At 66.6% G+C, this 24677-nt stretch carries 18 protein-coding genes; 8 read left to right on the forward strand and 10 right to left on the reverse strand.

Features of this window, described 5'->3' with window-relative positions; translation table 11 throughout:
- Positions 1 to 237: 237 nt before the first annotated feature.
- Positions 238 to 2016, forward strand: a complete 1779-nt coding sequence (locus AB0N75_RS12400; protein WP_364650052.1) for a DUF222 domain-containing protein — start codon at positions 238 to 240, stop codon at positions 2014 to 2016.
- 48 nt (positions 2017 to 2064) lie between these two features.
- On the opposite strand, the gene AB0N75_RS12405 is transcribed toward AB0N75_RS12400, so the two are convergent.
- The gene (locus AB0N75_RS12405; RefSeq protein WP_364650055.1) at positions 2065 to 2562 is read right to left on the reverse strand and encodes a hotdog fold thioesterase; all 498 of its coding nucleotides are present in this window, start codon (positions 2560 to 2562) and stop codon (positions 2065 to 2067) included.
- Between AB0N75_RS12405 and polA the strand changes: the two genes are divergently transcribed.
- Positions 2561 to 5335, forward strand: a complete 2775-nt coding sequence (gene polA / locus AB0N75_RS12410) for a DNA polymerase I (RefSeq protein WP_364650057.1) — start codon at positions 2561 to 2563, stop codon at positions 5333 to 5335. The genes AB0N75_RS12405 and polA overlap by 2 nt on opposite strands.
- A gap of 10 nt (positions 5336 to 5345) precedes the next feature.
- Here the strand turns inward: polA and AB0N75_RS12415 are convergent, their stop codons facing one another.
- Positions 5346 to 6104 carry an ABC transporter permease gene (locus AB0N75_RS12415; RefSeq protein WP_364650060.1) on the reverse strand — a complete coding sequence of 253 codons (759 nt, stop codon included), beginning with the start codon at positions 6102 to 6104 and terminating at the stop codon, positions 5346 to 5348.
- A 95-nt stretch (positions 6105 to 6199) separates the two neighbouring features.
- On the opposite strand from AB0N75_RS12415, the gene AB0N75_RS12420 reads away from it, so the two are divergent.
- From AB0N75_RS12420 to AB0N75_RS12430, 3 genes are all read left to right on the forward strand, one after another.
- Complete coding sequence (locus AB0N75_RS12420; RefSeq protein ID WP_364650063.1) at positions 6200 to 7534, forward strand: GNAT family N-acetyltransferase; 1335 nt, start codon at positions 6200 to 6202, stop codon at positions 7532 to 7534.
- A 204-nt stretch (positions 7535 to 7738) separates the two neighbouring features.
- Complete coding sequence (rpsA, locus tag AB0N75_RS12425; protein WP_127514615.1) at positions 7739 to 9211, forward strand: 30S ribosomal protein S1; 1473 nt, start codon at positions 7739 to 7741, stop codon at positions 9209 to 9211.
- 190 nt (positions 9212 to 9401) lie between these two features.
- A complete protein-coding gene (locus AB0N75_RS12430) occupies positions 9402 to 10490 on the forward strand; it encodes a M20/M25/M40 family metallo-hydrolase (protein ID WP_364650066.1) in 1089 nt (362 codons plus the stop codon).
- 12 nt (positions 10491 to 10502) lie between these two features.
- On the opposite strand, the gene AB0N75_RS12435 is transcribed toward AB0N75_RS12430, so the two are convergent.
- Genes AB0N75_RS12435 through sbnA form a run of 6 tightly spaced genes read right to left on the reverse strand, consistent with a single transcriptional unit; the run spans position 10503 to position 20499 of the window.
- Positions 10503 to 11645, reverse strand: a complete 1143-nt coding sequence (locus AB0N75_RS12435) for an acyl-protein synthetase (protein ID WP_364650069.1) — start codon at positions 11643 to 11645, stop codon at positions 10503 to 10505.
- A gap of 50 nt (positions 11646 to 11695) precedes the next feature.
- Positions 11696 to 12763 carry a 2,3-diaminopropionate biosynthesis protein SbnB gene (sbnB, locus tag AB0N75_RS12440; RefSeq protein WP_364650072.1) on the reverse strand — a complete coding sequence of 356 codons (1068 nt, stop codon included), beginning with the start codon at positions 12761 to 12763 and terminating at the stop codon, positions 11696 to 11698.
- Positions 12760 to 13767, reverse strand: coding sequence for a TauD/TfdA family dioxygenase (locus AB0N75_RS12445; RefSeq protein ID WP_364650075.1), 1008 nt, complete (start codon positions 13765 to 13767; stop codon positions 12760 to 12762). The genes sbnB and AB0N75_RS12445 overlap by 4 nt, the downstream gene beginning before the upstream one ends.
- Complete coding sequence (locus AB0N75_RS12450) at positions 13767 to 16382, reverse strand: amino acid adenylation domain-containing protein (RefSeq protein ID WP_364650078.1); 2616 nt, start codon at positions 16380 to 16382, stop codon at positions 13767 to 13769. The genes AB0N75_RS12445 and AB0N75_RS12450 overlap by 1 nt, the downstream gene beginning before the upstream one ends.
- The gene (locus tag AB0N75_RS12455) at positions 16379 to 19435 is read right to left on the reverse strand and encodes a Pls/PosA family non-ribosomal peptide synthetase (RefSeq protein WP_364650081.1); all 3057 of its coding nucleotides are present in this window, start codon (positions 19433 to 19435) and stop codon (positions 16379 to 16381) included. The genes AB0N75_RS12450 and AB0N75_RS12455 overlap by 4 nt, the downstream gene beginning before the upstream one ends.
- Positions 19432 to 20499 (reverse strand): 2,3-diaminopropionate biosynthesis protein SbnA, encoded by a 1068-nt coding sequence (gene sbnA, locus AB0N75_RS12460; RefSeq protein ID WP_364650084.1) that lies wholly within the window; start codon positions 20497 to 20499, stop codon positions 19432 to 19434. Before sbnA ends, AB0N75_RS12455 begins: the two co-directional genes overlap by 4 nt.
- A 350-nt stretch (positions 20500 to 20849) precedes the next feature.
- Between sbnA and AB0N75_RS12465 the strand changes: the two genes are divergently transcribed.
- Complete coding sequence (locus AB0N75_RS12465) at positions 20850 to 21164, forward strand: PRC-barrel domain-containing protein (protein WP_364650087.1); 315 nt, start codon at positions 20850 to 20852, stop codon at positions 21162 to 21164.
- A gap of 6 nt (positions 21165 to 21170) precedes the next feature.
- Here the strand turns inward: AB0N75_RS12465 and AB0N75_RS12470 are convergent, their stop codons facing one another.
- Both AB0N75_RS12470 and AB0N75_RS12475 read right to left on the reverse strand, forming a co-directional pair.
- Entirely contained in the window at positions 21171 to 22337 is a 1167-nt protein-coding gene (locus AB0N75_RS12470; RefSeq protein ID WP_364650090.1) for a methyltransferase, read from the reverse strand.
- Complete coding sequence (locus tag AB0N75_RS12475; protein ID WP_364650093.1) at positions 22330 to 23004, reverse strand: YigZ family protein; 675 nt, start codon at positions 23002 to 23004, stop codon at positions 22330 to 22332. The genes AB0N75_RS12470 and AB0N75_RS12475 overlap by 8 nt, the downstream gene beginning before the upstream one ends.
- A 162-nt stretch (positions 23005 to 23166) precedes the next feature.
- Between AB0N75_RS12475 and AB0N75_RS12480 the strand changes: the two genes are divergently transcribed.
- Together AB0N75_RS12480 and coaE are read left to right on the forward strand one after the other, a co-directional pair.
- Positions 23167 to 23397 (forward strand): DUF6480 family protein, encoded by a 231-nt coding sequence (locus tag AB0N75_RS12480; protein ID WP_364650096.1) that lies wholly within the window; start codon positions 23167 to 23169, stop codon positions 23395 to 23397.
- Positions 23398 to 23454: 57 nt separating this feature from the next.
- Entirely contained in the window at positions 23455 to 24666 is a 1212-nt protein-coding gene (coaE, locus tag AB0N75_RS12485) for a dephospho-CoA kinase (protein WP_364650099.1), read from the forward strand.
- Positions 24667 to 24677 lie beyond the last annotated feature (11 nt).

Raw genomic sequence — 24677 nt, forward strand, 5'->3', positions numbered from 1 at the left:
TACCAGCGCCTCGCACGCATACGCCGCTCCTTTGGTTGGTGATCCGAAACAGGTAGGGCTGGTTCGTAGCATTTTTCACAGCAGTTCGGCCCGGATCCGAAACTGTCACACCCGGCTTATAGGCTGTTTTCAGTAGCAGTTCAGTACCAAACGTTGGCCACCGGTAGGGGTATTCCGGTGGCGTCTGCGGGCTTTGTTCCGCGACCGTTCGTAGTCGATGCCGTGCCCTGTGTGGGCATGCTGAAGATTGAGACGCGTGAGATGTTTGATCCGGCAGCAGCACCCCAACAGCCCGCCGCGGCCGATGCCTCGGTTGCGCCCGGCATTGTGCCTGCGGCCGGCGCGATGCCTTCGGCCGCCACGATTCGTCCGCCCGGCTCTGCCGGGCCCGTGGGATCGGCGGCCGTGAACGGGTCTGCGATCGCGCTGCCGCCGGTGAATCTGGATGCGTCCGCGGCCGAGTTGGTGGATCAGATCACCGCGCGGGAGAACGCCAAGGACGCGATCGCCGCCGATCAGGCCAGGCTGATGGTCGCGTTGGATCAGCGGATGCGGGCCGAGCGGGCCGCCGCTGGGGTTCGGGCCGCGCAGCGGGGCGAGGGGATCGCCAAGCAGATTGGGTTGGCGAGGCGGGAGTCCCCGAACCAGGGCGCCGTCCTGTTGGGACGGGCGAAGGTTCTGGTGAACGAGATGCCGCACACACTCAAAGCACTTGAGGCGGGGAAGCTGAATGAGTGGCGGGCGGCGATCCTGGTCCGTGAAACCGACGGCCTGACCCCGGAGCACCGCGGGCGCGTTGATGAGGAACTGGCCGGGAACCCGGACCGCCTGCACGGGCTGGGCAACCGGCAGCTCGAGGCCGAAGCCAAACGCATCGCGTACCGGCTGGATGCGCGCGCGGTGGTGAAGCGGGCGGCGAAGGCCGAAGCGGACCGGCATGTTTCCTCCCGGCCCGAACCCGATGTGATGGTCTCGGTCCGGACGCTGCTGCCGGTAACTCAGGGGGTTGCGGTGATGGCTGCCCTGCATCAAGCGGCGGAGCGGCTGCGCAATGCCGGGGACCCCAGATCCCGGGGCCAGATGATGGCCGATACCGTGTTTGAACGCGTCACCGGCCGCACAACTGTCGACCCGGCCACCCTCGAAGTCCAGTTGGTGATGACGGACCGGGCGCTGCTGCAGGGCGAGAATGAACCGGCCCGGCTGACCGGGTACGGCATTGTCCCGGCCCAGTACGCCCGGGACCTGATCCGCCTGCCCCAAGACCCACCGGAGGGGGCCGATGCCGATGCCGGTGGGAACCAAGCAGGCCAAAGCCCGTCAGGCGACAAACCGCCCGGCCCACCGGGCAGCGGCTTCGGGCACAAGGCCCCGCCGGCCGGGACCGAGCCGGGCTGGAAGACCGCCCGCGAGCAGGCGAGGCAGGTCAGGCTGCGGGACCTGAAAGTCGGCGGCGTGGAGGATGTCTGGATCCGGCGGCTGTACACAGCCCCGGGAACCGGGCAGCTGTTGGGCATGGACTCGAAGGCGCGGAAGTTCCCGGACGGGATCCGGCGGATGGTCATGGCCCGGGACGCGTTCTGCACCGGCCTCTGGTGTGATGCGCCGATCCGGCACATCGACCACATCGTCGCCTGGTCCGGGGGCGGACCCACCTCCCTGGCCAACGGGCAGGGGCTGTGTGAACGCTGCAACCAGTCGAAAGAAGCCGACGGCTGGTCAGCCAAACCCGTCGACGGACCCCGCCACGCCGTCGAGACCACCACCCCGACCGGCCACACCTACACCTCCACCTCACCACCACTGCCCGGCACCACGGCTACAGGACTTCAAGGGCCGCAAGGGGAAGAGCTGCCTGCTCGAGCTGTGCAGGCAGTCCGTCAGGCGCTGTCTGTGGTCAATGCGGCCATGCGACAAGTGAATGCCGCGGAGGGTCCCCGTCCCGGCGTCACTGCTGAGAATGGATGGGCCGTTGTGCGAAGCCCTCGGGGCAACATCGTCGGCGAAGCGGCCTGACCAGAAAGCATGTAGTAATTTCACATGCGTATTCCCCGGGGTGCTTCCTCAGCGGTTATCGCGGATCAAATTGGTGATCCGAGCCGTGGAAAGGCGCCGTCCCTCGTCGTCGGTCATCACCACTTCGTGAACGGTGAGGGATTGGCCCAATTGGATCGCCGTCGCGGTTCCCGTGACCAGGCCGGACGAAACAGACCGATGGTGGCTGGCGCCAACTTCAATCCCAACGGCGTGGCGGCCGGGTCCCGCGTGCAGCGCCGCGGCGAAGGAACCGAGGGTTTCGGCCAGCACAACGTGGGCGCCGCCGTGCAGGATGCCCGCCACCTGGGTGTTTCCCTCCACTGGCATGCTGGCGACGATGCGCTGCGGTGTCATTTCGCTGAAAACGATTCCCATCTTGACCACCAGCGGACCGACGCCGGTATGCAGGAGCCAGCGGTGCAGGTGTTCCGGCACACCGGCATCGACGAGTTCTGCGATCGTCGCCCCGGCGGAGGCCTGCACGTGTTCGGGCACACCGCCGTCGGGTGTGAATTTGTCGCTCATGGGAACTAGGCTGGCAGGTGTGAGTGAATCTAACAAACCGGACGCAGCGACAGCCACTTTGGACACCGGCGGGGCTCCGCTGACCGGCGTAGAGGGCGCATCTTCCGGCCCTCACCGCCTGTTGCTGATCGATGGCCATTCCATGGCGTTCCGCGCCTTCTATGCGCTGCCGGTGGAGAACTTCTCCACGGATACCGGCCAGCATACGAATGCGGTCTACGGTTTCACTTCCATGCTGATCAAGATGATCGAGCAGCGCGAACCTACCCACGTTGCGGTGGCCTTCGACCTTGACACCCCCACGTTCCGCACGCAGGAGTACGCCGAGTACAAGGGCGGCCGGAACAAGACGCCGGAGGAATTCCACGGCCAGGTGGACCTGATCGTCAAAGTGATGGAGGCGATGCAGATTCCCACCGTCACCCTTGACGGTTATGAAGCCGATGACATCATCGCCACGCTCAGCACCCAGGCTGAAGACGCTGGTTGGGAAGTCATGGTGGTCTCCGGCGACCGCGATGCTTTCCAGTTGATCACCGAAAAGGTCACCGTGCTGTACCCGAAGAAGGGCATCAGCGACATCCCGCCAATGGACAGCGCTGCGGTGGAGGCCAAATACTTTGTCCCGCCGGAGCGCTATTCCGATCTGGCCGCACTGGTCGGCGAAACGGCCGACAACTTGCCCGGCGTTCCGGGCGTGGGTCCCAAAACCGCTGCCAAGTGGATCAACCTGTACGGCGGCGTGGACGGCATCCTGGAGAACCTGGAATCCATTGGCGGCAAGGTCGGCGAATCCCTGCGCGCCAACGTGGACTCGGTCAAGCGGAACCGGCGGCTCAACCACCTGCTGCGGGACCTGGAGCTGCCGGTGGAGCTGGAGCACATGGTGCTGCAGCACCCCGACCGCGCCGCTATCGAGGAACTCTTCGATGCCCTGCAGTTCAACACGCTGCGCAAGCGGCTCTTCGACCTCTTCGGCGAGGAAGACGCCGTGCGTGAGACCGAGGTCAATGCACCTGCTCATCAGGTGATTTCGGAAGCAGCTGCGCTGAAGGAGTGGCTGGCGGAGACCAACCAGCTGAACGTCGCCCTGCAGCTTGTGGCGGAAACTGCGGAAGGTGGGGACGACGCCGTCGGGCTGGCTTTGGTGGCCCACGCACGAGCGGCCTATGTGCCGCTGGCCACGCTGGACGCCGAGGCCGAGCAGCTGCTGGCACACTGGTTGTCCGACCTGGACGCGCCGAAGGTCGTCCACGACTTCAAGTACGCCTATAAGGTGCTCTCGCGGAGAGGACTCGAGTTGCTGGGGGTGGTAGATGACACCGCCATTTCGGCCTATCTCATCCAGCCCGACCGCCGCAGCTACGAACTGGCTGACCTGGCCCAGTACCACCTGAAGATGTCCGTGGCGGCTCCGGATGCAGCCGCCAGCGGTCAGCTGGAGCTTGGCCTGACCGAGGATGACAAGGCCGGTCCCGCGGTGGTGCAGGCTTTCGCAGCGCTTCAGCTGAGCGAGCACTTTGCCGGTCAACTGGTCGAGCGCGGCGCCAACCAGCTGATGGGTGGGCTGGACCTGCCGCTGTCGCTGGTGCTGGCGCGGATGGAACTGGCTGGCATTGCGATGGACGCCAGCGCGCTGGACCGGCTGGTGGACGACTTCACGGTCACCATCGACGCCGCCAGTTCGGCAGCCTTCGGCATCATCGGCAAGGAAATCAACTTGGGCTCGCCCAAGCAGCTGCAGGCCGTGCTGTTCGAGGACCTGGGCCTGCCTAAGACCAAGAAGATCAAGACCGGTTACTCGACCGACGCCGACGCACTTAATGATCTGTTCGCCAAGACCGGCAATGAGTTCCTGGTCCAGCTGCTGACCTACCGCGATGCCACGAAGCTGCGGCAGACGGTGGAAGGCCTGCGCAAGACGGTGGCGGACGATGGGCGGATCCACACCACCTATGCCCAGACCGTGGCCGCCACCGGACGGCTCTCCTCGATCAACCCCAATCTGCAGAACATTCCGGTCCGTTCGGAAGAAGGCCGGCGCATCCGGGAAGCGTTCGTCGTCGGCGAGGGCTACGAGACGCTGTTGACCGCGGATTACTCGCAGATCGAAATGCGGATCATGGCCCACCTGTCCGGCGACGAGGGCCTGATCGAAGCCTTCCGCTCCGGCGAGGACCTGCACCGGTTCGTCGGCGCACACATTTTCGGCGTCGCGCCCGAGGATGTGACCAGCGAGATGCGCGCCAAGGTCAAGGCCATGTCCTACGGCCTGGTGTACGGACTGAGCTCGTTTGGGTTATCCAAGCAGCTGAACATCTCGGTGGACGAGGCCCGGACGCTGATGAAGGACTACTTCTCCCGGTTCGGCGCCGTCCGCGACTATCTGCGCGGCGTGGTGGACCAGGCCAGAGTTGACGGGTTCACCTCGACGATCGAAGGCCGCCGCCGGTACCTGCCGGACCTGGCCAGCGACAACCGGCAGCTGCGCGAGATGTCGGAGCGGGCGGCCCTTAACGCGCCGATCCAAGGTTCCGCCGCTGACATCATCAAGAAGGCGATGCTCGGCGTCGCCCAAGAGCTGGAAAGCCAGGGGCTGAAGTCCCGGATGCTGCTGCAGGTCCACGATGAACTGGTGCTGGAAGTGGCGCCGGGGGAGCGGGAGCAGGTGGAGCAGTTGGTGCGGGCCCAGATGGGCGGTGCCGCGGACTTGTCCGTGCCGCTGGATGTTTCGGTGGGCGTGGGCGCCAACTGGCAGGAGGCCGGCCACTAGCCGGTCCGTTTCATTCGGGTGTGGCGAGGTGGCCGAGCAGGCCGCCCTCGGCCAGGTACGCCGTGACGGAAGCCGCAATGGCTTCGGCCGCGAGCAGCGATACCAAAACCACCAGTTGGATGAGGCCGGCGTCGAGCGGCGATGCACCCCCTAGCACCAGGCCGACGAACGCTCCGGGCAAGGTGACCGTGCCAACCGTGCGGGTTTGGTCCAACGCCGGCAACAGCGCCTCGGCTGCCACCGGCCGGGCCACGAGCAATCTGGCCGCACGGCCCCGTAGCCCAAGGGCCAGCCCGGCTTCGACTTCCCCCGACCGCGCCTGCAGCTCTTGGCTCAGCCGCCGGCCGGCCAGATTCGTGGCGGTCATCGAACCACCGATCAGCTGGCCCACCACGGCCACCAAGGCTAAGGGCTGCGGCGGCAGAACCCCGGTTAACAACATCAAACCGACAACCGGCACAGTCCCGGCGGCAATGGGGAGCGCCGCCCGCCAGACGGCTGTGTCACCGATGCGGCGTGCGGCGGTCCACGAGGCCATGGCCAGCATCAGCAGCAGGAAGGCTGCGGCCAGCCAGCCGGACCTGCCTAGCTGGGAAATGACGACGGCGACGATGGCCAGCTGGGCAAGTGCCCTGGTCCCGGCCAACAGGACCTGCCTGATGGGTATCCCCAGCACGGTCCGTCCGACGGTGGCGGCAACGCCCAGCAGGGCAACCAGCAGAACCCAGACAACGGGACCGGTGTTCAGCAGCGTTGAATGATCCGGCACCTGCCCAGTCTTGCACCTCGGGCTTGTCGGCGCGGCGCCTGCGGAGCACGATGTGCTCTGGCGGAGCGGCGCACTGGCAGCTAGGCTCACAAACCGTGATCACCCGCATGCAGGACACCCGCCACGACCTCCGCATTGAGCGGTTTGCCGCCGGACTGGACGGCGAAGCGCCGGACGCCAGGACGCTCGGCTGGTTCGAGGCTGTCAGCTTCGGCTTCTACGACAAGAAGCCGGATCCGGTTGACGTCGCCGCGTACAGCAAGGCCTACGGCACCGACCGGCGGGTCCTCTGGGGTGCCTATGACGATTCGCCGCGCCCCGGCGTGTGGGACAACCAGGTGCCCGTGGCCACCTACGCCACCATGGTTAACACCCTGAATGTTGGCGGCGGGCGGCTGATGGACGCACATCTCATCACCGCCGTGACCGTCCGGGCAACGCACCGCCGCCGCGGGCTGCTGCGGCGGATGATCACCGACGACCTGAAGCAGGCGGCCGACCGTGGGCTGGCGATGGCGGCGCTGACGGCTTCCGAGGCCACCATCTACGGCCGGTTCGGCTTCGGTGCCGCCACGTTCACTCGTGAGGTGGAGATCGACGTCAGGGAGCGGTTCGGCCTGCGGGCCCCGGCGACCGGCACAATGGAGCTGGCCGAGCCGGCTTCGCTCCAGCAGTTGGCGCCGGAATTGTTCAACCGGTTCCACGCCCGCGTTCCGGGTTCCATTGGCCGCCAGGCCAGCTACGCCCTGCGCGTCTCGGGCCGCTGGAGCCAAGACAGTGCGTCGGAGGACAAGTCGGTGCGCACGGCGGTCCATTACGACGGCGATGGTCGTCCGGACGGCTACGTCAGCTATCGCTTCGCCGGCTGGGACAACAAGCCATACACCGTGAAAGTGATCGACCTGGTCGCCGCCAGCCAGGACGCCTATCTGGAACTATGGCGCTACCTAGGATCACTGGATCTGGTGGAGCGGATCCAGTTCCCGCTCTGCCCGGAGCAGGATCCGCTGGCCTGGGGCCTGACGGACAGCCGCGGCTACGAGGTGAAGGCGGCGGAGGACGTCCTGTGGCTGCGCGTGCTGGATCCGGTGACCGTCCTGCAAGCCCGCCCGTACGTTCACGACGGCGCCTGCACGCTGCGGATCAGCGATCCGTTGGACATCTGCGGCGGCGCCTACCGGCTCACCGTGAAGGACGGCCGCGGATCAGTCGACCGGCTGGCCGCGGACGCCGACGTCGACGCCGTGCTGCCGGTGGATTCGCTCGGCTCACTCTTCCTCGGCGCGGTCCGGGCCAGGACGCTGGCGGCGGCCGGGCACTTTTCCGGGGCATCGGCGGAGACGGTGGGCCGGCTGGACAGCCTGTTCGCCACGGACGCTCTTCCGTACTGCATCACCCATTTCATGCCGGCTTTGCCCGAATTGGGCTGACCGGCTAGACTTATTGGGCGCGTAATGCGTATGGAGAGCCCCTTCCATGGAGGGCAGGCTCCATTAGCTACACCAAAATACATCAGTCCGTTTCCGTAAACGGCAAGGCATCCCACGGGCAGCAGCGGTTGAGTGCTGTTGTGCGCCGGGAGGCAGGGCAGTCACGGAACTTTCGAAAACTATCCACATCGGAGCCCCTACTACATGACCATCACCTCCACCGAGAAGCCCGGTACCCCGCAGGTCGCCATCAACGACATCGGTACCGCTGAAGACTTCCTCGCAGCCGTCGACGCAACCATCAAGTACTTCAATGATGGCGATCTGGTCGAAGGCACTGTCGTCAAGGTTGACCGCGACGAAGTTCTGCTCGACATCGGTTACAAGACCGAAGGTGTCATCCCCTCCCGCGAGCTTTCCATCAAGCACGACGTCGACCCGGGCGATGTAGTCGCCGTCGGTGACGAGGTCGAAGCCCTGGTGCTGACCAAGGAAGACAAGGAAGGCCGCCTGATCCTGTCCAAGAAGCGTGCTCAGTACGAGCGCGCTTGGGGCGACATCGAGAAGGTCAAGGAAGAAGACGGCGTTGTTACCGGCACCGTCATCGAGGTTGTCAAGGGTGGCCTGATCCTCGACATCGGCCTGCGTGGCTTCCTGCCCGCCTCCTTGGTTGAAATGCGCCGTGTGCGCGACCTGGCTCCGTACATCGGCCAGCAGATCGAAGCGAAGATCATCGAGCTGGACAAGAACCGCAACAACGTGGTGCTGTCCCGCCGTGCATGGCTCGAGCAGACCCAGTCCGAGGTCCGCTCCACCTTCCTCAACAAGCTGGAGAAGGGACAGGTCCGTCCGGGCGTCGTCTCCTCGATCGTCAACTTCGGTGCCTTCGTGGACCTGGGTGGCGTCGACGGCCTGGTGCACGTCTCCGAGTTGTCCTGGAAGCACATCGACCACCCCTCCGAGGTCGTCGAGGTTGGCCAGGAAGTCACCGTCGAGGTGCTCGAGGTGGACCTGGACCGCGAGCGCGTGTCCCTGTCCCTGAAGGCCACTCAGGAAGATCCGTGGCAGACCTTCGCCCGCACCCATGCCCTGGGCCAGATCGTCCCGGGCAAGGTCACCAAGCTGGTTCCGTTCGGTGCGTTCGTTCGCGTCGAAGACGGCATCGAGGGCTTGGTCCACATCTCCGAGCTGGCCGTGCGCCACGTGGAGCTGGCCGAGCAGGTTGTCTCCGTCAATGACGAGGTCTTCGTGAAGGTCATCGACATCGACTTGGAGCGCCGCCGCATCTCGCTGTCGCTGAAGCAGGCCAACGAGGGTGTAGACCCCGAGGGCACCGAGTTCGATCCGGCTCTGTACGGCATGGCTGCCGAGTACGACGAGCAGGGCAACTACAAGTACCCGGAGGGCTTCGACCCGGAGACCAACGAGTGGCTCGAAGGCTACGAAGCACAGCGCGCCGCATGGGAGCAGCAGTACGCTGACGCCCAGGCTCGCTGGGAAGCGCACAAGAAGCAGGTTGCTGCTTCGCTGGCCGAGGAAGCCCAGGCTCCGGGCGAGTCCGAGGCCGCTCCGACCAGCTACTCCTCCGACGCCCCGGCGGCTCCGGCCTCCACCGGCGGCACCCTGGCTTCCGACGAAGCCTTGGCTGCACTGCGTGAGAAGCTGACCGGCGCGTAACACTGCGTCAACGGCGTCGGAACCATCCGGCGCTCAAGGAACCCCCGCACCTGTCAGATGCGGGGGTTCCTTGCTGTTGCGCCGGCTCGGCGGCGGTTAATTCGGGCAACTAGTTCTTCCTCCGCGCACCTCCGGGGCGTAGCATGAGCCCACCAGCGCCCGTCAGGACGCAGACTTCGGGGGAGTCAACATGGTCCGTGCAGGATCCGTTCCGCAGCGTTTCCAGAATTATCCTCATCACCGCACCAAGCTGTGGGCCGTCGCGCTGTGCGCAGCATTGGTCGGCGGCGTTGCCGCCTGTGCGGACGAGCCGCGGCCGCCGGTGCAGGTGGATACCCCGCCGGACCCGTCGTTCGTGCGGGAGGTGGTAAGGCCCAGTGGGCTGGCGCGGCATCTGGAGGCGTTGCAGGCGGCGGCGGATGCGAACGGCGGGAACCGGGCTGACGGCACCGGGGGGTACGAGGCGTCAGCGGCCTACGTCGAGGAGCAGTTGCGGGCGGCGGGGTACGAGCCTCGGCGGCAGGAGTTCAGCTATGGCCGGCGCAACCCCGTGGACGCGTTCAACATCCTGGCCGATACAGGCAGCGGCTCGGGAGGCGTGTTGGTGCTCGGCGCGCACCTGGACTCGGTCGAGGAGGGGCCCGGGCTCAACGACAACGGCAGCGGGGTGGCCGCGGTGCTCGAGGTCGCGCTCAGGCTCGCGGAGCAGGGTGCTGTGTCGCGGGATCGGATCCGGTTCGCGTTCTGGGGCGGCGAAGAGGACGGAATGCACGGCTCGGAGCACTACGTCGAGGAGCTCTCCGGCGCTGAGTCCGCCGCGCACGTCGCGTACCTGAACGTGGACGTGGTGGGCTCGCCGAACGGAGTGGTGTTCGTCTACGACGGCGACGGCTCGGACAGCGAGGAGGCCGGGCCCGAGGGGTCGGGCGCCGTCGAACAGGCGTTCGTGGACATCCTGCGCAGCGAGGGGGTTGAGGCGCTGCCGTTTGGGTTCATCGAGGATTCGGACTACGACGCTTTCGTGCAGGGCGGTATCCCGGCCGGGGGCCTGTTCACCGGTGACGCGGGGACCAAGAGCGAGGCCGAGGCGCTCACGTTCGGCGGGCAGGCCGGGGACCAGTACGACGAGTGCTACCACCAGGACTGCGACACCATCGACAATGTTGACATGGCCGTGCTGGAGCAGATGACCGAAACGCTCATCAGTGCGACCTTCTCGCTCGGCGGCATCGATGGCGGCCTCGCCACGGGTGCGGCAACGGAGCAGGGCGCCGGCTGAGCCGACGTGAAATCAGGCCTTCACGAGAGCCGGAGCCTCCTCGTTGGCGGTGCTGCGAGAGTCGAGATAGCGCTCGATGGTGACGGGACAGTTGCCAAGCACGCTGCCCTGCCCCCTACGGCGGAAGTTGATGACCTGGCCGGTTCGCCCGCAGCCGCAGGTGCCGGTCTCAACGTCGCCCAGGTCGTCGGTGAGAAGGAAGCCCGGGTAACTGGTGTTAATGGCGTCCAGGATGGCGATGGTGCCGGTGCTCCCCGCAGCGAGTTCCTTACCGACCTGACCGGGGTCCCGGATGGAGATGTAGCACCACGGCGGGACGTGCTTGCGATGCAGGTGGCATTCGACAGCGAGCATGTTTGACTCAATCATCCCGTACATGTCGCGCACGTTCCCCGGCCGTACGGCGAGCAGGTCGTGGCAGCGCTCCCAAAAGCCATCGGCAGGGAGGGCCTCGGCCGTGTGCCGCTTCCATCCGCCCAGAGTGATGATCATGCTGTACGGATCCAATCGCGCGCTGATCTTCTCCTGCTCGAGGAACCGGAGGAGCCGGCCGATAAGGAACGGCGGACCGATGATGTGCCGGGTCATATGGCCCTTCCACCGGTGCAAGTGCTCCAAAGCCGCCCTGGCGTCGAACGCCTGGTCGGCAACGAGGTAGGCGTGGTAGTCGAAGACGCTGTTCAGGATGTTGAAGTCCTTGAGCAGACCCATCTCTGAGGCTTCGGCGTCTGTTGGGTTCAAGAATAGGCCGGCGCCGCCGGATAAGTTGAAGAACTCCCGATAGGTCCCGATCAGGCCAACCAGCGCCCGAGTCATAGTCTCGCTGTTGCGGCGGGCGACGGACTGGACCCCGTGGGTTCCGCTGGAGCGGGTCTCGGTCTCGACGTCGGCCAGGGAGCAGCTGAGCAGCACCTGGGAGTCCGGACGCTTAAACATGCCGACCGGCAACAGGGGCAGGTCTTGCAGGTCATTGATGTCGCTGATCGCGGCGGGATCGACTCCCAATGCGTCACATTGGGCACGGTAGAAGCCGTTTCTGGCCTGATGGTAGATCGCGGCGTCCCGAAGGACATCTGTGACCGATTGAGCCCAGTCATCAGGGGACTGGACGTGTGCCTGGGACACATTCCCCAGCATCTGCGCTAACGAGAGCATTGTGTTACTCCTCGGTGGGTGCGAATCGATGAACGTGGTTGGCCGCCGGGTCAGCCGTACCTACGCAGTTCGGAAAAGAAGTCCTCGACCACTTGCAGCTGCCCCCTGCTGGCAAGTTCGTCGTAGACGTACTTGCCGACCGCCAGGTCGAGCACGCCTAGGCCGAACGGTGAGAACACCACGGGGCGGTCGTCCGCCGGTGAGACCTTTCCTTCCATGACGTCGGCCAAGGTGCCGTCGACGAAGTCCCGGTGGCCGACCATCTGCTCCGCGAGGTGCGCCGACGTGCCGGCTTTCAAGCAGTGGTCGACGTCGTCGAGGATGTTGGTGGACGCCAACAGGATCTCCGGGGCCAGATCGCGCAGGGATACGTGCAGCACCAGCGGGTTGTGCGCGAACCACGTGGGGTCTTGCACGTGCGGCTGGCCCGCCACCGTGGCGAACACGACGAGGTCGCTGCTTCTGATCAGCTGTTCGGGGCCGTCGTGCACGGTCACCCGGGCTCGGGTGCCGCTGCGTTCAAGATAGCCCTTGAAACCCTCCGCGCTCTCGGCCGAGAGGTCGAACACCCCGATCTCGTCGAAGGACCAGTCGGTCGCGTTCAAAAAGGTGTGGATGTAGCGGGCGATGAGGCCGACGCCGAAGAACCCGATGCGCCGGGGGCGCCCGCGGCCGCGGCTGAGCCAGTCCGCAGCGGCGGCGGCCGATGCAGCAGTCCTGGAGGCGCTGATGATGGAGCTCTCCATGCACGCGAAGGGGTAGCCCGTCGCCCGGTCGTTGAGGATCAACACCGCCGAGGCACGCGGAATCCCCGACGCCACGTTGTCCGGGAAGCTGGAGACCCATTTGATGCCGTCAACCTCCACCTCTCCGCCGACCGAGGCGGGCAGAGCGATGATGCGCGAGGTGGGCCGGTCCGGGAAGCGCAGGAAGTAGGACGGGGGGTTCACCGAGTCTCCGGCTGCATGCACCCGGTAGGTCTGCTCGACCAGCTCGACCACCTGCTTCTCCCGCCCCTGGAGCACCTGCTGCACCTGGGCCCCTGCAATGACCGCGAAAGGCGGAACGGTCTTCGGGCCGGAGGCCTCTGTGACCGGGGGAGTGGCAAACTCTGTCATGGTGCACCGTCCTGGGTGTGGGTATCGAGATCGAAGATGTTGCGCGGCTCGGCCATGCCGACGAGGATCTCCCGAGGTCCCTCGTACGCCTCGCGGCTGTGGGCCATGCGGACGTTGTCGACCAGCATGAGATCTCCCGGTTCCCAAGGGGTTCGAAGGGTGTGTGCCTCGTAGATCTCGTTCAGGAGGGCGACGATGTCCTCGCCGATCGGCTCGCCGTTGCCGAAGCGGGTGTTGAACGGCAGACCGTCGGGACCGTAGACGTCCACCAGGTACTCCCGCACCTCGGGCGCGATCGTCCATTCGTTCAGGAACGCGACCTGATTGAACCAACAGCGTTGGCCGGTCGCCGGGTGCCGAACCACGGCAGGGCGCCGTTGCCTGGTCCGCAGCTCCCCGTCTGGCTGCCACTCGAACTCGATCTCGTGCGCGCGGCAGTAGCTCTCGACGTCGGCGCGGTCGGAGACCCCGAACGCCTCTTCGTAGGAGGCGCCGATGTCCTCGTTGTAGCTGCGGGCGAGCAGCCACCCCTCGCTTTCGAAGCGCCGGACGATGTCCGTGGGTATGGCGTCGAGCACGGCGCTGGCGTCCGCCACACCGGTCACCCCACCGACGCTGGGTGCCCGTAGGCAGGCGAAGAGCATCAGACCGGGGAACTCGAGCGCATAGCTGAGCTCCTGATGCATGCACATCGGCTGGTTCGCGGGCCAGGTGAGGGATGAGTACACGCCGTCCAAGTAGGGCTGCCGGGTGGCGAAGGCCTCCCGGTCCGGCATGAGGCCGCCGGAGACCAGCCGCTGGAAAGCATCGGCTACTTCGGCCGGATCACGGAGGCCCAAGCCGCGGACCAGTACTGCGCCTTGATCATCCACGGCCGCACGCAGCGCCTCACGGTTCTGTTCGGCCCACAGCACGGGGTCGTGGCCGTACTCGACGGTGAGCATCGGCGTCCGGCCGGCTTGGCGTTCCACGTCGAATTGGATCCTGGGTGATTGAGACGACATCAGAGGTCCTTTCCTTTCACGGGTAGCGGGTGGGAGTGGCCAACCTGTCCTGCCGCAGGCGCCATGGAGTGGGGCTCCGCGCCGGCTTCCGCCGGATGCGGGGCGGGCGGAACAGTAAGGTCCGCCAGCGACGCGGCCTCGAGCAGAGTTGCCAGGTCGGCCAGGACGGGTGTCTGCATGATGTCCTTGATCGACACAGCGCGCTTGAGCAGGACGGCGAGCTTCACCGCGGACAGCGAGGTGCCGCCCAGCGCAAAGAACGAATCCTGTCCGCCGATCCGGCCTGCCGGGAGGCCGAGCACCGTCGCCCATGCCTCGGCGAGCCGCTGCTCGGTGGCCGAGAGGGCTTCCGTGACAGCGCCGGCCTCGGGAACGACCTCCCGCGCCATACGCGTCAATGCCTTCCGATCGATCTTCCCGTTGCCGGTCAGGGGCAGGCTCTCTTGCCATCTGTAGGCCGACGGCACCATGTAGACCGGCAGCCGCGCGGCCAGCTCGTTGCGAATTTCGTCGATCTCGAGCGACTCGTTGCCGGAGTAGAACGCCACCAAGAACTTGGACTGCCCGGCGCCCTCACCGACGACGACGGCGCCGTCGCGGACGCCGGGAACCCGCAACAGCGCGTTCTCAATGTCGCCGATCTCGATGCGGAACCCGGAGATCTTGACCTGGTTGTCCCGCCGGCCCAAGTACACCAGCTTGCCGTCCGGGGACCAGCGGCCGTAGTCGCCCGCACGGTAGAGCCGCGCCCCGTCCGCGAAGGGGTCGGTGGAGTACACCTGCGCCGTCCGCTCCGGATCGTTGATGTAGCCTCGGCCCACACAGACCCCGGAGAAGGCAATCTCGCCCGGCGCCCCGAGCGGCACGAGCCGCTGCCGCTCGTCGAGGATGTGGATCCGGACGTTAGCGATCGGCGGGCCCAATGGCACGGAGTCGCCTGCGGGCGCCGCGCTCATCACCTCGTGGTTCGTGTCGTCCGAGGTCTCCGTCAATCCATACGCGTTGACCAGTTTGACGTTCGGCATCACCTCGAACCAGCGGTGGACCAGCTCACGTTTCAGGGCCTCGCCGGTCGCCGATACGCAGCGGAGGTGCGGCAGGGCACGGGGATTGCCGCCCAAATACGCCACTACGGCATCAAGATACGACGGGACGACCTGGAAGACCGCCACCGAACCCCGGTCCACCGTGTCGACGAACCGTTCGACGTCGAGGATGCGGTCCTGCCCGACGATGAGTGTGCGGCCGCCGACGAGCAGGGCCGAGACCAGTTGCCACAGCGAGATGTCGAAGCATTGGGGGGCGCTCTGCGCGACGACGTCGCCGGCGCCGATCCCCAGGTCCTCGATCTTGGCGTACAGGTGGTTCACCATCCCGTCGTGCTCGCACATCGCCCCCTTCGGTTCGCCCGTGGAGCCCGAGGTGAAGTAGACGTAGGCGAGTTGGTCTGGACGCACGTCCACGCCGAGGTCGTCGTCGGTGTGCCCCTCGGCCTCGACGTCCTCGAACAGGAGCTTGGTCAATGCAGGCATCCCGTCGAGTGCCTCGTCGAGCGTCGTGGTGCTGCCACTTTCGGTCAGCACTACCCGGCAGCCGGCCCGGGTGAGCGTTCTGGCGATTCGGTCGGCCGGGAAGTGCGGTTCGATCGGCAGGTAGGCACCGCCGGCCTTGAGGATGCCAACGACGGCGGCCATCCACTCCAGGTCCCTTTCGGCGACCACTGCCACGATGTCCTCCGCTTGAAGACCGTGCGCGTGCAGGGAGCGGGCGATCCGGTTGGCGCGGGCGTTCAGCTCCTCGTACGTCCACTCGCGCTCATCCTGGACAGCCGCGATGCGCTCGGGATGCTGCCGGACACGGTCCTCGAACAGCTCATGGAAGCGCCGCTGGGGCCGGGGCCGCTCGGGTCCGGCCAGCTGTTCCAGTTGCAGCCGCCGCTCGTCGGGATCGACCAGGTCGGCGTCGTCGGGGTCCGCCTCGGGGTCGGCGACCAGATGGCGGAGTGCATTCAGATGATAGCCAGCGATCCGGAGGGCTGCGTCCTCGTCGAGGACGTCGCGCCGGTAGTCCAGGCACAACGCGTCGCCACCCGCGGCGTCGCGAATGGACACGCCCAGGACGAGGCCCTCCGGCAGGTCGGGATCGTCGGCCGGGACGGCGTCGAATACCACCTCGTAGCTTGGCGCGGCCGCCTCGTAACCCGCCTGCCCGCGGCCGGATTGCCCCGCGTCGGCCTGGGCCTCCCGCAAGTGCACCGCGGAGACCAAAGCCCGCCATGACCTTTGTCCCAGATCGACTTCGCAGGCCCAGGTGCCGGACGCGTACCTGCAGCCAGTGGTGACCTCCGTTTCGCCGGACAGCGCCTGAAGCACCCTTGCGTGTGCCGCCAGCCAGATGGATGTCGGGGACGCGTCCAGCGTCCGGGCTAGTGTCCGCACGGCGTGCCGCAGGTCCTCCGGAACCGCCACTTCTACCCGCCCCTGACCCGGCCGGCGGTCCTGCGTCCACCGGGGAATCGCCGTCGGTGCGGCGCCGGCGGGGGCGATCCGGTCGCTGCCCAATCCCGACGGGTGGTCGGTGACGGTTCGGCAGGTCAGCGCTGAGGGGGTGGTCATGGCACAGGCCTTTCCAATGCGACGGGGGACGTGGCGGTGGCAAGGGCCTCTTCGGCCGGATTGCCACCCCACAGGGTTCCCCGAGGGATAGTCGTCCCCTTCATGACGAAGGAGTCGGCGGCGACAGCGGCACCGTCTTCAATGGTCACGCCGTAGTGGACGAAGGCTGCGACGCCGAGCGTGACATCGTCTCCGATGACGTTGTAGTCGGACTTGAACATCCCGTCCTCTTGGGAATGGGACTGGATACCGGTGCCGTTGTTCATCGTGCAGCGGGAGCCTATGGTCACCAGGGACCGTTCGACGATCCCCAGGCCGTCGTCGAAGACCCGGGAGCCGATCCGAACGCCCAGCAAACGCCAGATCAGCGGTTTGAACGGTGTTCCGTTGAAGACAGCCAGGTACCGGCTCTGGGCCTGCAGCTTCCAGTACCGCTCGTGCCACCAGAAGTAGGGGTTGTAGATGGAGCACAACTGGGGCCGCAGCCGCCGGAACCCTGTCGCAACGTGCTGGAGGCCGATGGGGACCAGCACGCCGAGCACGAGCATCACGACGAACGACGCACTGAGCGCAAGGAAACCGAATTGGTCGGTCAGCTCAAGGCCGGCGAACATCACCAGCAGGGCCACCGTGGCGTTGAACCACCGCGCCAGCATCAGGAGCGCCATGGTGCGCAGGTTGTGGCCGTTCTTGGCCGCCAGGTCCCGGCGCAGCTCGGTGCGGCTCCTCTGCTCCTCGGGCAGGGTGTCCCGCAGCACGGAGCGGGGGATCTCGAAGGCCGGCGATCCGAGCAGGCCCACGTCCTGGCGCACCGGTCCGTCGACCGGGACCATGACCTTCGTCGCGAGCAGACAGTTGTCCCCGGTCTTGGCTTCGGCGGGGTACAGAACGGCGTTGCCCAGGAAGTTGCGGGCACCAATCGCCACCCCACTGATCTTGAACGAGGTTGCCGAGTAGTCCGTGTTCATGAATGACACCCCGTCGGCGATCATGGTGCCGGTGCCGATGGTCGAAAGGAACGGGTTGTCGTGCTTGAACCCCGTGCCGAAATTCGAGCCGGTTTGTTGGACCTGTGGCTGGCGGTACCCGATGGCCCGCACGTAGTTCACGACGTAGGAGCTGTCGCCGAACAACTGCCCGAGCATGGGACTGTTCGTCATCTTGCCCACCGTGCGTGCCGCCGCGTCACGCAGCCCGAACAGCGGATATACCCTGTCGGGCTTCAGTGCGAGTTGGAGCAGTTGCGGCACGGTGGTGATGAGGACCAGCGCCACGATCGTTCCACCGATGATGCCCAGGCCGGCGTAGGCGGCGGCGTCGGCGTAGAAGATCCAGTTGTTGAACGCCCACTCGTGCGTCGCCAGAAGGGCCGCGACGTTCGGGTCCGCCAGGATAACCAGCGTGATCACCAGTCCCCACATGGTGCGGCCCAGCCCGACCGTGCCCAGCAGCTGGGAAACGGCGAACCATCCCCGGCGCCACGGCCGGTAGGGTGTCGGCTCGACCGTGGCGTAGTCCGCAGCCCCGGGCCGGCCTGGCGAACCGTGCCACCGCTCGCCGTCGGGCACGGTTTGGCCGGTGTAGAGCGTGGACCGGTGGCCCAGCTGCGAGCGGTCACCCATCGCCGTGTCGATGTCCAGGACACTGCCCTCGCCAATGATCACGTCCCGGCCCAGCGTCACCCCACCCAACTGGATGACGCCGCCGTGGGCACGGTATCCGTTGAGCATGGCGTCCTTGCGGATCACCGTGCCCTCCCCGATCGTCAGCAGGTCGGTGCAGATCGGCAGCCGGTTGGTCATGATCATCACGTTGCGGCCAACCTTCGCCCCCATGGCCCTCAAGTAGAAGGTCGTCAGCGGTGAACCGGCCATCAGCGAGAGCGGAGAGGTGCGCATCAGTGCCTTGACCAGCCAGAACCGGAAGTAGGCCAGACTCCAGATGCGGATCTCCTTGGGCTGGAAGCGCCCGATGAAAATCCACTTGGCGATCACCGGCAGGATGCACATGACGACGAACGTCGCAGCGGTGTAGGCGATAGATCGCAGGTAGAGCTCCCAGAAGGGCGTTCCATGGCTCACCCAGTCGTGGTTACCCGACGACGCGTCCGGGAACAACCACAGGTACCCCACGACCATGATGAAGCCGGCGAATACGCAGTAGCCGATGTAGACGAGTACCTGCAGGGCGCCGCAGGCGACGTACTCCCACGTCCGCGCGTCCATGGGCGGCGGCGTGGCCGGCACGGAGGCCACGGTGGGCGAGGGCTCCGGGTCTTTCTCCTGCTGCGGAAGAACCTGCAAGGCCGCTGCCAACGCGGAGATATTCGGGTTGCTGTAGATCTCCTTCATGGAGATCTGAGGGAGGTCCGGCTGCTTGCGCACGCGGGCGCAGAACTGCGCCATCACCAGCGAGTCCGCGCCCAGATCATGGAAGAAGTCGGCATCCGCCGGCACCTGCTCGATGTTCAGCACGCCGGCAAGCACTTCGGCCAGCCGGTCCTGCACCTGCATCGTTGCCGATGCATCTTCCGCCGGCGCAAGGGCCGCGGCCAGCGCAGTGATCGTTGGGTTCTGGTAAATGTCCTTGATGGACACGGCTGGCAGGTCCGGCTGCTTGCGTACGCGGGCGCAGAACTGCGCCATGACCAGCGAGTCAGCGCCCAGATCGTTGAAGAAGTTGGCGTCCACCGGCACCTGCTCGATGCCGAGCACGCCGGACAGCACCTCCGCCAACCGGTCCTGCACCTGTCCCTGCCCCGTCGCCGGCGGCTCTTCCGCCGGTGCCAGGGCCGCGGCCAGCGCCGAGATAGTGGGGTGCTGGTAGATGTCCTTGATCGACACCGCTGGAAGGTCCGGCTGCTTGCGCACGCGGGCGCAGAACTGCGCCATCACCAGCGAGTCCGCGCCCAGCTCCAGGAAGAAGTTGGCGTCCACCGGGACATCGTCCTTCTGAACGACCGATGCGAGAAGTTCCGCCAGCCGGCGCTCCAGGGCAACGCCCGCGCCCGTGGCCAGCGGAGACCCCTTCAGGTCGTCTACGGGCAGTTTCACTGCACAAAGCTCCTTAGTGAGGCGGTGGCGACGGAATCGGCCACGGGTGCCGTGTTCCGACGTCCCGATGCCGGCTCGGACCGTCGGTCCGGGGCCACCGTCATTTCGGCGGTGGCGAGCGCTTCGGCCCCGAAGTGGTCGAGCACCCAGTCCGGGTCGTAGACGGTTTCCAAGTATGGGCGGCCCAAGTCCGGCGAGATGGCCACCGCCGTGGCGTCCTGGGCGTCGTGTTCGGCAAGCCAGGACAAGGCGCCGTGGACCACAGTCCCGGTGGAACCGCCGAGCATGAACCCGCCCGCCGCGAGGCGGTGGCAGGCACGCACCGTGTCCAGCTCCTCGACCATCACCACGTCATCGATGAAGGACTCGTCGAGCTGCGGCGGCCGCACGCTCATGCCGAGGCCGGGGATCAGGCGGGTGGCCGGCTGGCCACCGAACGAGACCGATCCCACGGCGTCGACCGCGACGATCCGGACATCGGGCCGGTGCTCGCGGAAGTACTTCGCGCAACCCATCAGGGTTCCCGTTGTCCCGGCTCCCACGAACAGCACGTCCAGTTCGGGGAACTGATCGGAGATCTCGGGGGCGGTCCAGCGGTAATGCGCTCCCCAGTTGCCGGGATTGGAGTACTGGTTGAGCCAGATGTACCGCTCGTCGGACGCGCACAGGTCCCGGACGTGGTTGAGCCGGGCCCCGAGGAATCCGTCGACGGGATCCGGTTCGGTCACCAGGTCCACCTGTGCCCCGAGCGACTCCATGACTTGCCGGGTCGCCGGGTTGCAGCGCGGATCGATCACGCACACGAAGCGGTATCCCTTGCTGGCGGCGATCATGCTGAGCGCAACGCCGAGGTTCCCCGAAGAGGACTCAATGAGGGTGGAGTCTGGGCCGATCAGCCCCTCCCGTTCGGCGCGCTCGACCATTTCCCGCGCGGGCTTGAGCTTGATCGAGCCGGCGAAGTTGAAGCCCTCGATCTTCAGGTAGAGGCGGCGGCCTAGCATCCCTTCCAAGTCGACGAACAGACTCTGTTCGTTAAACAGGTGCGGATCCTTAATGATCGGCATGGTATCCCTCGTTCCCCTGACATGAGCTTTGTCACGAGGGTCGCCACAGAATGGCGGGTCGGATCAGTGAGCATCGCTGTTCTCCCCAAGAACCCCATGAAGCTGCAAGTTTGCAATGCCCTTTCAGTGAACCTCCAGCCCCGTTATCGCGCCGTTATTGCGCCGTTATTGGCACACGTTCCAGCTCATCGAGATCTGGGCCCGGGGAAGCGGCTTGCGACCCGCGGCCGCGGCGCCTGTCTTGGTGGTTTCCGCGGCCGCTTCGCCCTCGAGCCATCAAAAAAACGGGACACTGCACTACGGTGTGGGAAAGCCCCGCGGCAGGCCATTGGCCGGATTGGAGACACATCATGCCGGAAGAAGTGGACGTCCACGCCCTGCAACAAGCCACGGTGTGGGACAACGCAGACCGGAAACTGGGAGTGGTGGGCCAGGTGCACCAGGACCCGGTCACCGGAACCATCCAGTGGATCACGGTGGGCCTGGGTCTGGCGGACAGCCGGGAAAAGTTCGTGCCGGTCGACGGGGCGCGGATTGATCAACACGACGTCTTCGTCGCCTACAGCCACAACATCATCAAAGACTCGCCCTCGCCGGCGGCCGCCGAAGGCCTGACCCCTGAGGAAGAGGCGGAGCTGCGCCGCTACTACGGCACCGAGCGCTAAGCCGCGTCAGTCCCTGGTGCTGACGGTGACCGTGAATTTAGGGTTGCGCGCCACTTGCCGGGTGGGCCCCACCAACCGGTTCAACGCCGGCTTGTAGGCCAAATGGCTGTTCCACACCGTCCACAGTTCCCCGCCGGGGGCGAGGACGCGGCCGGCGTCGGCGAAGAGTTTCAGGGCAATGCCGGCATGGACGGTGTTGCCCATATGGAACGGCGGATTGAGCACAATCAGCTGTTCGGAAGCGGCGGGCAGCGAGGACAGGGCATCATCCCGCCGCACCTCCACCCGGTCGGCAACCGCATTCGCCTCGGCCGTGGCACGCGTTGATCTGACCGCGGAAGCCGACTGGTCCATGGCCAGCACCCGCATTCCGCCGTGCGCCAAGGCCAGATAGGCGGCGATCGTGCCATTGCCGCAACCAAGATCCACCGCCCGCTCGGCCTGCCGGGCACCGTTGAGCAAGGGGAGCAGGAACCGCGTGCCCGGGTCCACCTTGGGTCCGCCAAAGGTGCCGCCGAAGGCGACCAGCCGCAGCGGAGCCGGGAGGCCGACGTCGTGCTCTTCGGTGCGAGGGAAGCGCCCGTCCGCCGACGGCAGCGGACCGGAGGCGGTGAGGATCCTTGCTTTCTGCCGCGCCAGGCCTGCAGTCACGGAGGAGAACGATGTGGCCAGCACGGAGTTCATGGCGGTGCTCATGTGCTTGACCCGGCCGCCGGCCAGCACCGTGACATCGGGGGAAGCCGCCGCGGCGATGCAGCCGGCGATCTCTTCCAGTTCGTCGAGCGAGCGCGGCAGCTGAAGAAGCACCAGCCGGACGCCGTCAAAAGCGTCGGGCTCTAACAGGTGGTGGCGGTAGCCCGCCAACCCCAGCCGGGAGGCGTTGCTGTCCAGCGCGCGCTCCGCGCTGAGGGCGTCCTGCACCACGTGGACGCCCTGCAGACCGGCAGCGGCCATGGCCAGCGTCAGCGCGCCATAGTGGTCGTTAACCACCGCGATCCGGCTTCCCTCCAGACCGGCGAGCAGCGGCCGGGCGGTGTCCAGCAGGAGTTTGTCGGCCGCGTCGTGAGCGAACAGGTTGTCCGCTTCCACATCCGGCCAGCGCCGGAGCACGGCAAAGTCGAAGGTCGGCTGGAGGCTTCCGGCGTCGGCGGTGTCGTCGCGGTGTTCAGCCAAGGTCCACCCACTCCGTCCCCAGCTCAATGGGCGCGGGACCGCCCGAGGTCAGCGCTGCCAGTTGGTCCTTGAACCGGTCGATGACATCAGGCTGGTCTTCCAGGGCGAGCCGGATCCGCACGTCGGCGGCACCATAGTCGCTGCCCAGCACAACGGTCCCCGACGCCCGCAGGTCATTCTCCAAGCGGCCCGCGTCAGCGTGCATGGTCGGCGCCGCCAACAACCGCATCCGGCGCCGCCGCACCATTTCGGCAGTGCCAACGGCCTGCGACACCGATTCAGAATAGGCCCGCACCAGTCCGCCGGCGCCGAGCAGAATCCCGCCGAAGTAACGCACGACGACGGCGGCGACGTCGCTTAGGTCCGTCACCCCGGGTGCCGTCTCACGTTTGAGCAGGGCTTCCAACATGGGGATGCCGGCCGTGCCGGAGGGCTCGCCGTCGTCGTTGGAACGCTGGACGGCACGATCGGGGCCCAGCACGAAGGCGCTGCAATGGTGCCTGGCGTCGTGGAATTCGCGGCGCAGATCCGTCACCAGGCTCCGGGCCTCTTCCTCGGTCTCTGCACGGCGCAGCACGGTGATGAATCGCGAGCGTTTTATCTCGATCTCGTGGCGGTGTTCGCCGGCAATGGTGGTGTAGCTGCTGGCGTTGGACTCAGGGGGCACATCCTCCAGCCTAATCGCCTTCTGGAGGGCCGGAGCCTGGCTTCGACGAACGGCGCCCTGTTGCCCACGCGCCCCTTGTCCGGCCGGCCGGACCGTGCTTAGTCTGGCGAAAGGTGGGCCGCCCGAACCGGCGCGGCTGCCCCGGCAACGAAGGGTAAAGCTATGGCGAAGAACCAGCCCGAATTCAATCGGCGCATCCAGGACGAGCAGGACCATGGTCCGGGCACGGACAAGACCGACGCGGAACGGGTGTCGGCCGACCAGGGTGCCTCGGCCAATCCCGATCCCGAGAACCAGAACATCACCGGGCTGGAACCCGGTGGCGGCGTTCCGCCCGGCGAAACGCCGCCCGCCGAGGATCAGATGAGCGCAGACCAAGGGCACGAGGAATAGCCCGGACCGCCACATTCCGGTGACGGCCCAGCCTGGCCTGCTGGCTAGACTGAGGTCGTGCTGAGAATCGGACTGACAGGTGGAATTGCCGCTGGAAAATCGCTGGCTGCCCTGCGGCTGGCGGAACTCGGCGCCACTCTGGTCGATGCCGACGCGATCGCCCGCGAAGTGGTGGAGCCAGGCACCGACGGCCTGCTGGCCGTCGTCGAAGCCTTCGGCCCGGAGATCCTGGACCCCGAGGGCTGGCTGAACCGACCGGCGCTGGGCGCCCTGGTGTTCAATGATCCATCCCAACGCGAACGCCTGAACGCGATTGTGCACCCGCTGGTCCGCGCGCGGGCGGCCGAGCTGGCAGCCGCCGCAGGCGAAGGCGGAATCCTTGTCCAGGACATCCCGCTGCTGGTGGAAACCGGGCAGAGCCCTACCTTCCACCTGGTCCTGGTCATCGACGCGCCCGAAGAAGAGCGGCTGCGGCGCATGGTTGAAGACCGCGGCATGACCGAGGCGGACGCTCGTTCCCGGATGGCCGCACAGGCCTCTTCTGCCGACCGCAGGGCCGCCGCCGACGTGGTGCTGGACAACACCGGCACCCGCGAGCAATTGCTGGCCTCGCTGGACCTCCTTTGGGAGGAGCGGCTGGTGCCCTTCAACCAGAATCTGCTGGCCGGCAGGCTGGCACCGCGCACCGGGCCACCGGTGCTGCTGGATCCGCAGCCGCAATGGCCGGCGCAGGCAGCCCTGCTCGCCGAACGCATCAGGCGCACCGATCCGCGGATTGTGGCGGTTGACCACATTGGATCAACCGCCGTTCCGGGCCTGCCGGCCAAGGACGTGCTGGACCTGCAGGTCACGATGGCCAGCATGGCGGACGCCGATTCCGCCGCCGAGGAACTGGCCGCGGCGGGCTTCCCTCGTTGGCCCGGCAGTTGGCGCGACACCGCGAAACCGCAGCATCCGGAGCCGGGGGACTGGGCCAAGCGGCTGCACGGAAATGCCGATCCGGGCCGGCCCGTCAATGTTCATATCCGGGCGGCGGGCTCGCCGGGTTGGCGCTTTGCCTTGCTGTTCAGGGACTGGCTCCGGGCCGACCCGGGCGCGGCCGAGGCCTACCTGGCCGAGAAGCGGCGGCTGGCCGGCCTGCATGCCTCCGACGCATCCGCTGGCCGCTACGCACGGGCAAAGGAAGACTGGTTCAGCCAGGTGGCGGACCCGCAGATGAATCGGTGGGCCGAGGCCACCGGATGGAAGCCGCCCGCCCTCGGCGGATAGCTTCGGCGGAT

Source organism: Arthrobacter sp. NPDC089319 (assembly GCF_040684925.1).
In the GTDB taxonomy this organism is placed as follows: domain Bacteria; phylum Actinomycetota; class Actinomycetes; order Actinomycetales; family Micrococcaceae; genus Crystallibacter.

What these genes read in the sequence shown, in the direction of transcription:
- AB0N75_RS12400 (WP_364650052.1), top strand. Translation starts at nt 238, where the DNA reads ATGCTGAAGATTGAGACGCGTGAGATGTTTGATCCGGCAGCAGCACCC.
- polA (WP_364650057.1), top strand. Translation starts at nt 2,561, where the DNA reads ATGGGAACTAGGCTGGCAGGTGTGAGTGAATCTAACAAACCGGACGCA.
- AB0N75_RS12405 (WP_364650055.1), bottom strand. Translation starts at nt 2,562, where the DNA reads ATGAGCGACAAATTCACACCCGACGGCGGTGTGCCCGAACACGTGCAG.
- rpsA (WP_127514615.1), top strand. Translation starts at nt 7,739, where the DNA reads ATGACCATCACCTCCACCGAGAAGCCCGGTACCCCGCAGGTCGCCATC.
- AB0N75_RS12430 (WP_364650066.1), top strand. Translation starts at nt 9,402, where the DNA reads ATGGTCCGTGCAGGATCCGTTCCGCAGCGTTTCCAGAATTATCCTCAT.
- AB0N75_RS12435 (WP_364650069.1), bottom strand. Translation starts at nt 11,645, where the DNA reads ATGCTCTCGTTAGCGCAGATGCTGGGGAATGTGTCCCAGGCACACGTC.
- sbnB (WP_364650072.1), bottom strand. Translation starts at nt 12,763, where the DNA reads ATGACAGAGTTTGCCACTCCCCCGGTCACAGAGGCCTCCGGCCCGAAG.
- AB0N75_RS12445 (WP_364650075.1), bottom strand. Translation starts at nt 13,767, where the DNA reads ATGTCGTCTCAATCACCCAGGATCCAATTCGACGTGGAACGCCAAGCC.
- AB0N75_RS12450 (WP_364650078.1), bottom strand. Translation starts at nt 16,382, where the DNA reads ATGACCACCCCCTCAGCGCTGACCTGCCGAACCGTCACCGACCACCCG.
- sbnA (WP_364650084.1), bottom strand. Translation starts at nt 20,499, where the DNA reads ATGCCGATCATTAAGGATCCGCACCTGTTTAACGAACAGAGTCTGTTC.
- AB0N75_RS12465 (WP_364650087.1), top strand. Translation starts at nt 20,850, where the DNA reads ATGCCGGAAGAAGTGGACGTCCACGCCCTGCAACAAGCCACGGTGTGG.
- AB0N75_RS12480 (WP_364650096.1), top strand. Translation starts at nt 23,167, where the DNA reads ATGGCGAAGAACCAGCCCGAATTCAATCGGCGCATCCAGGACGAGCAG.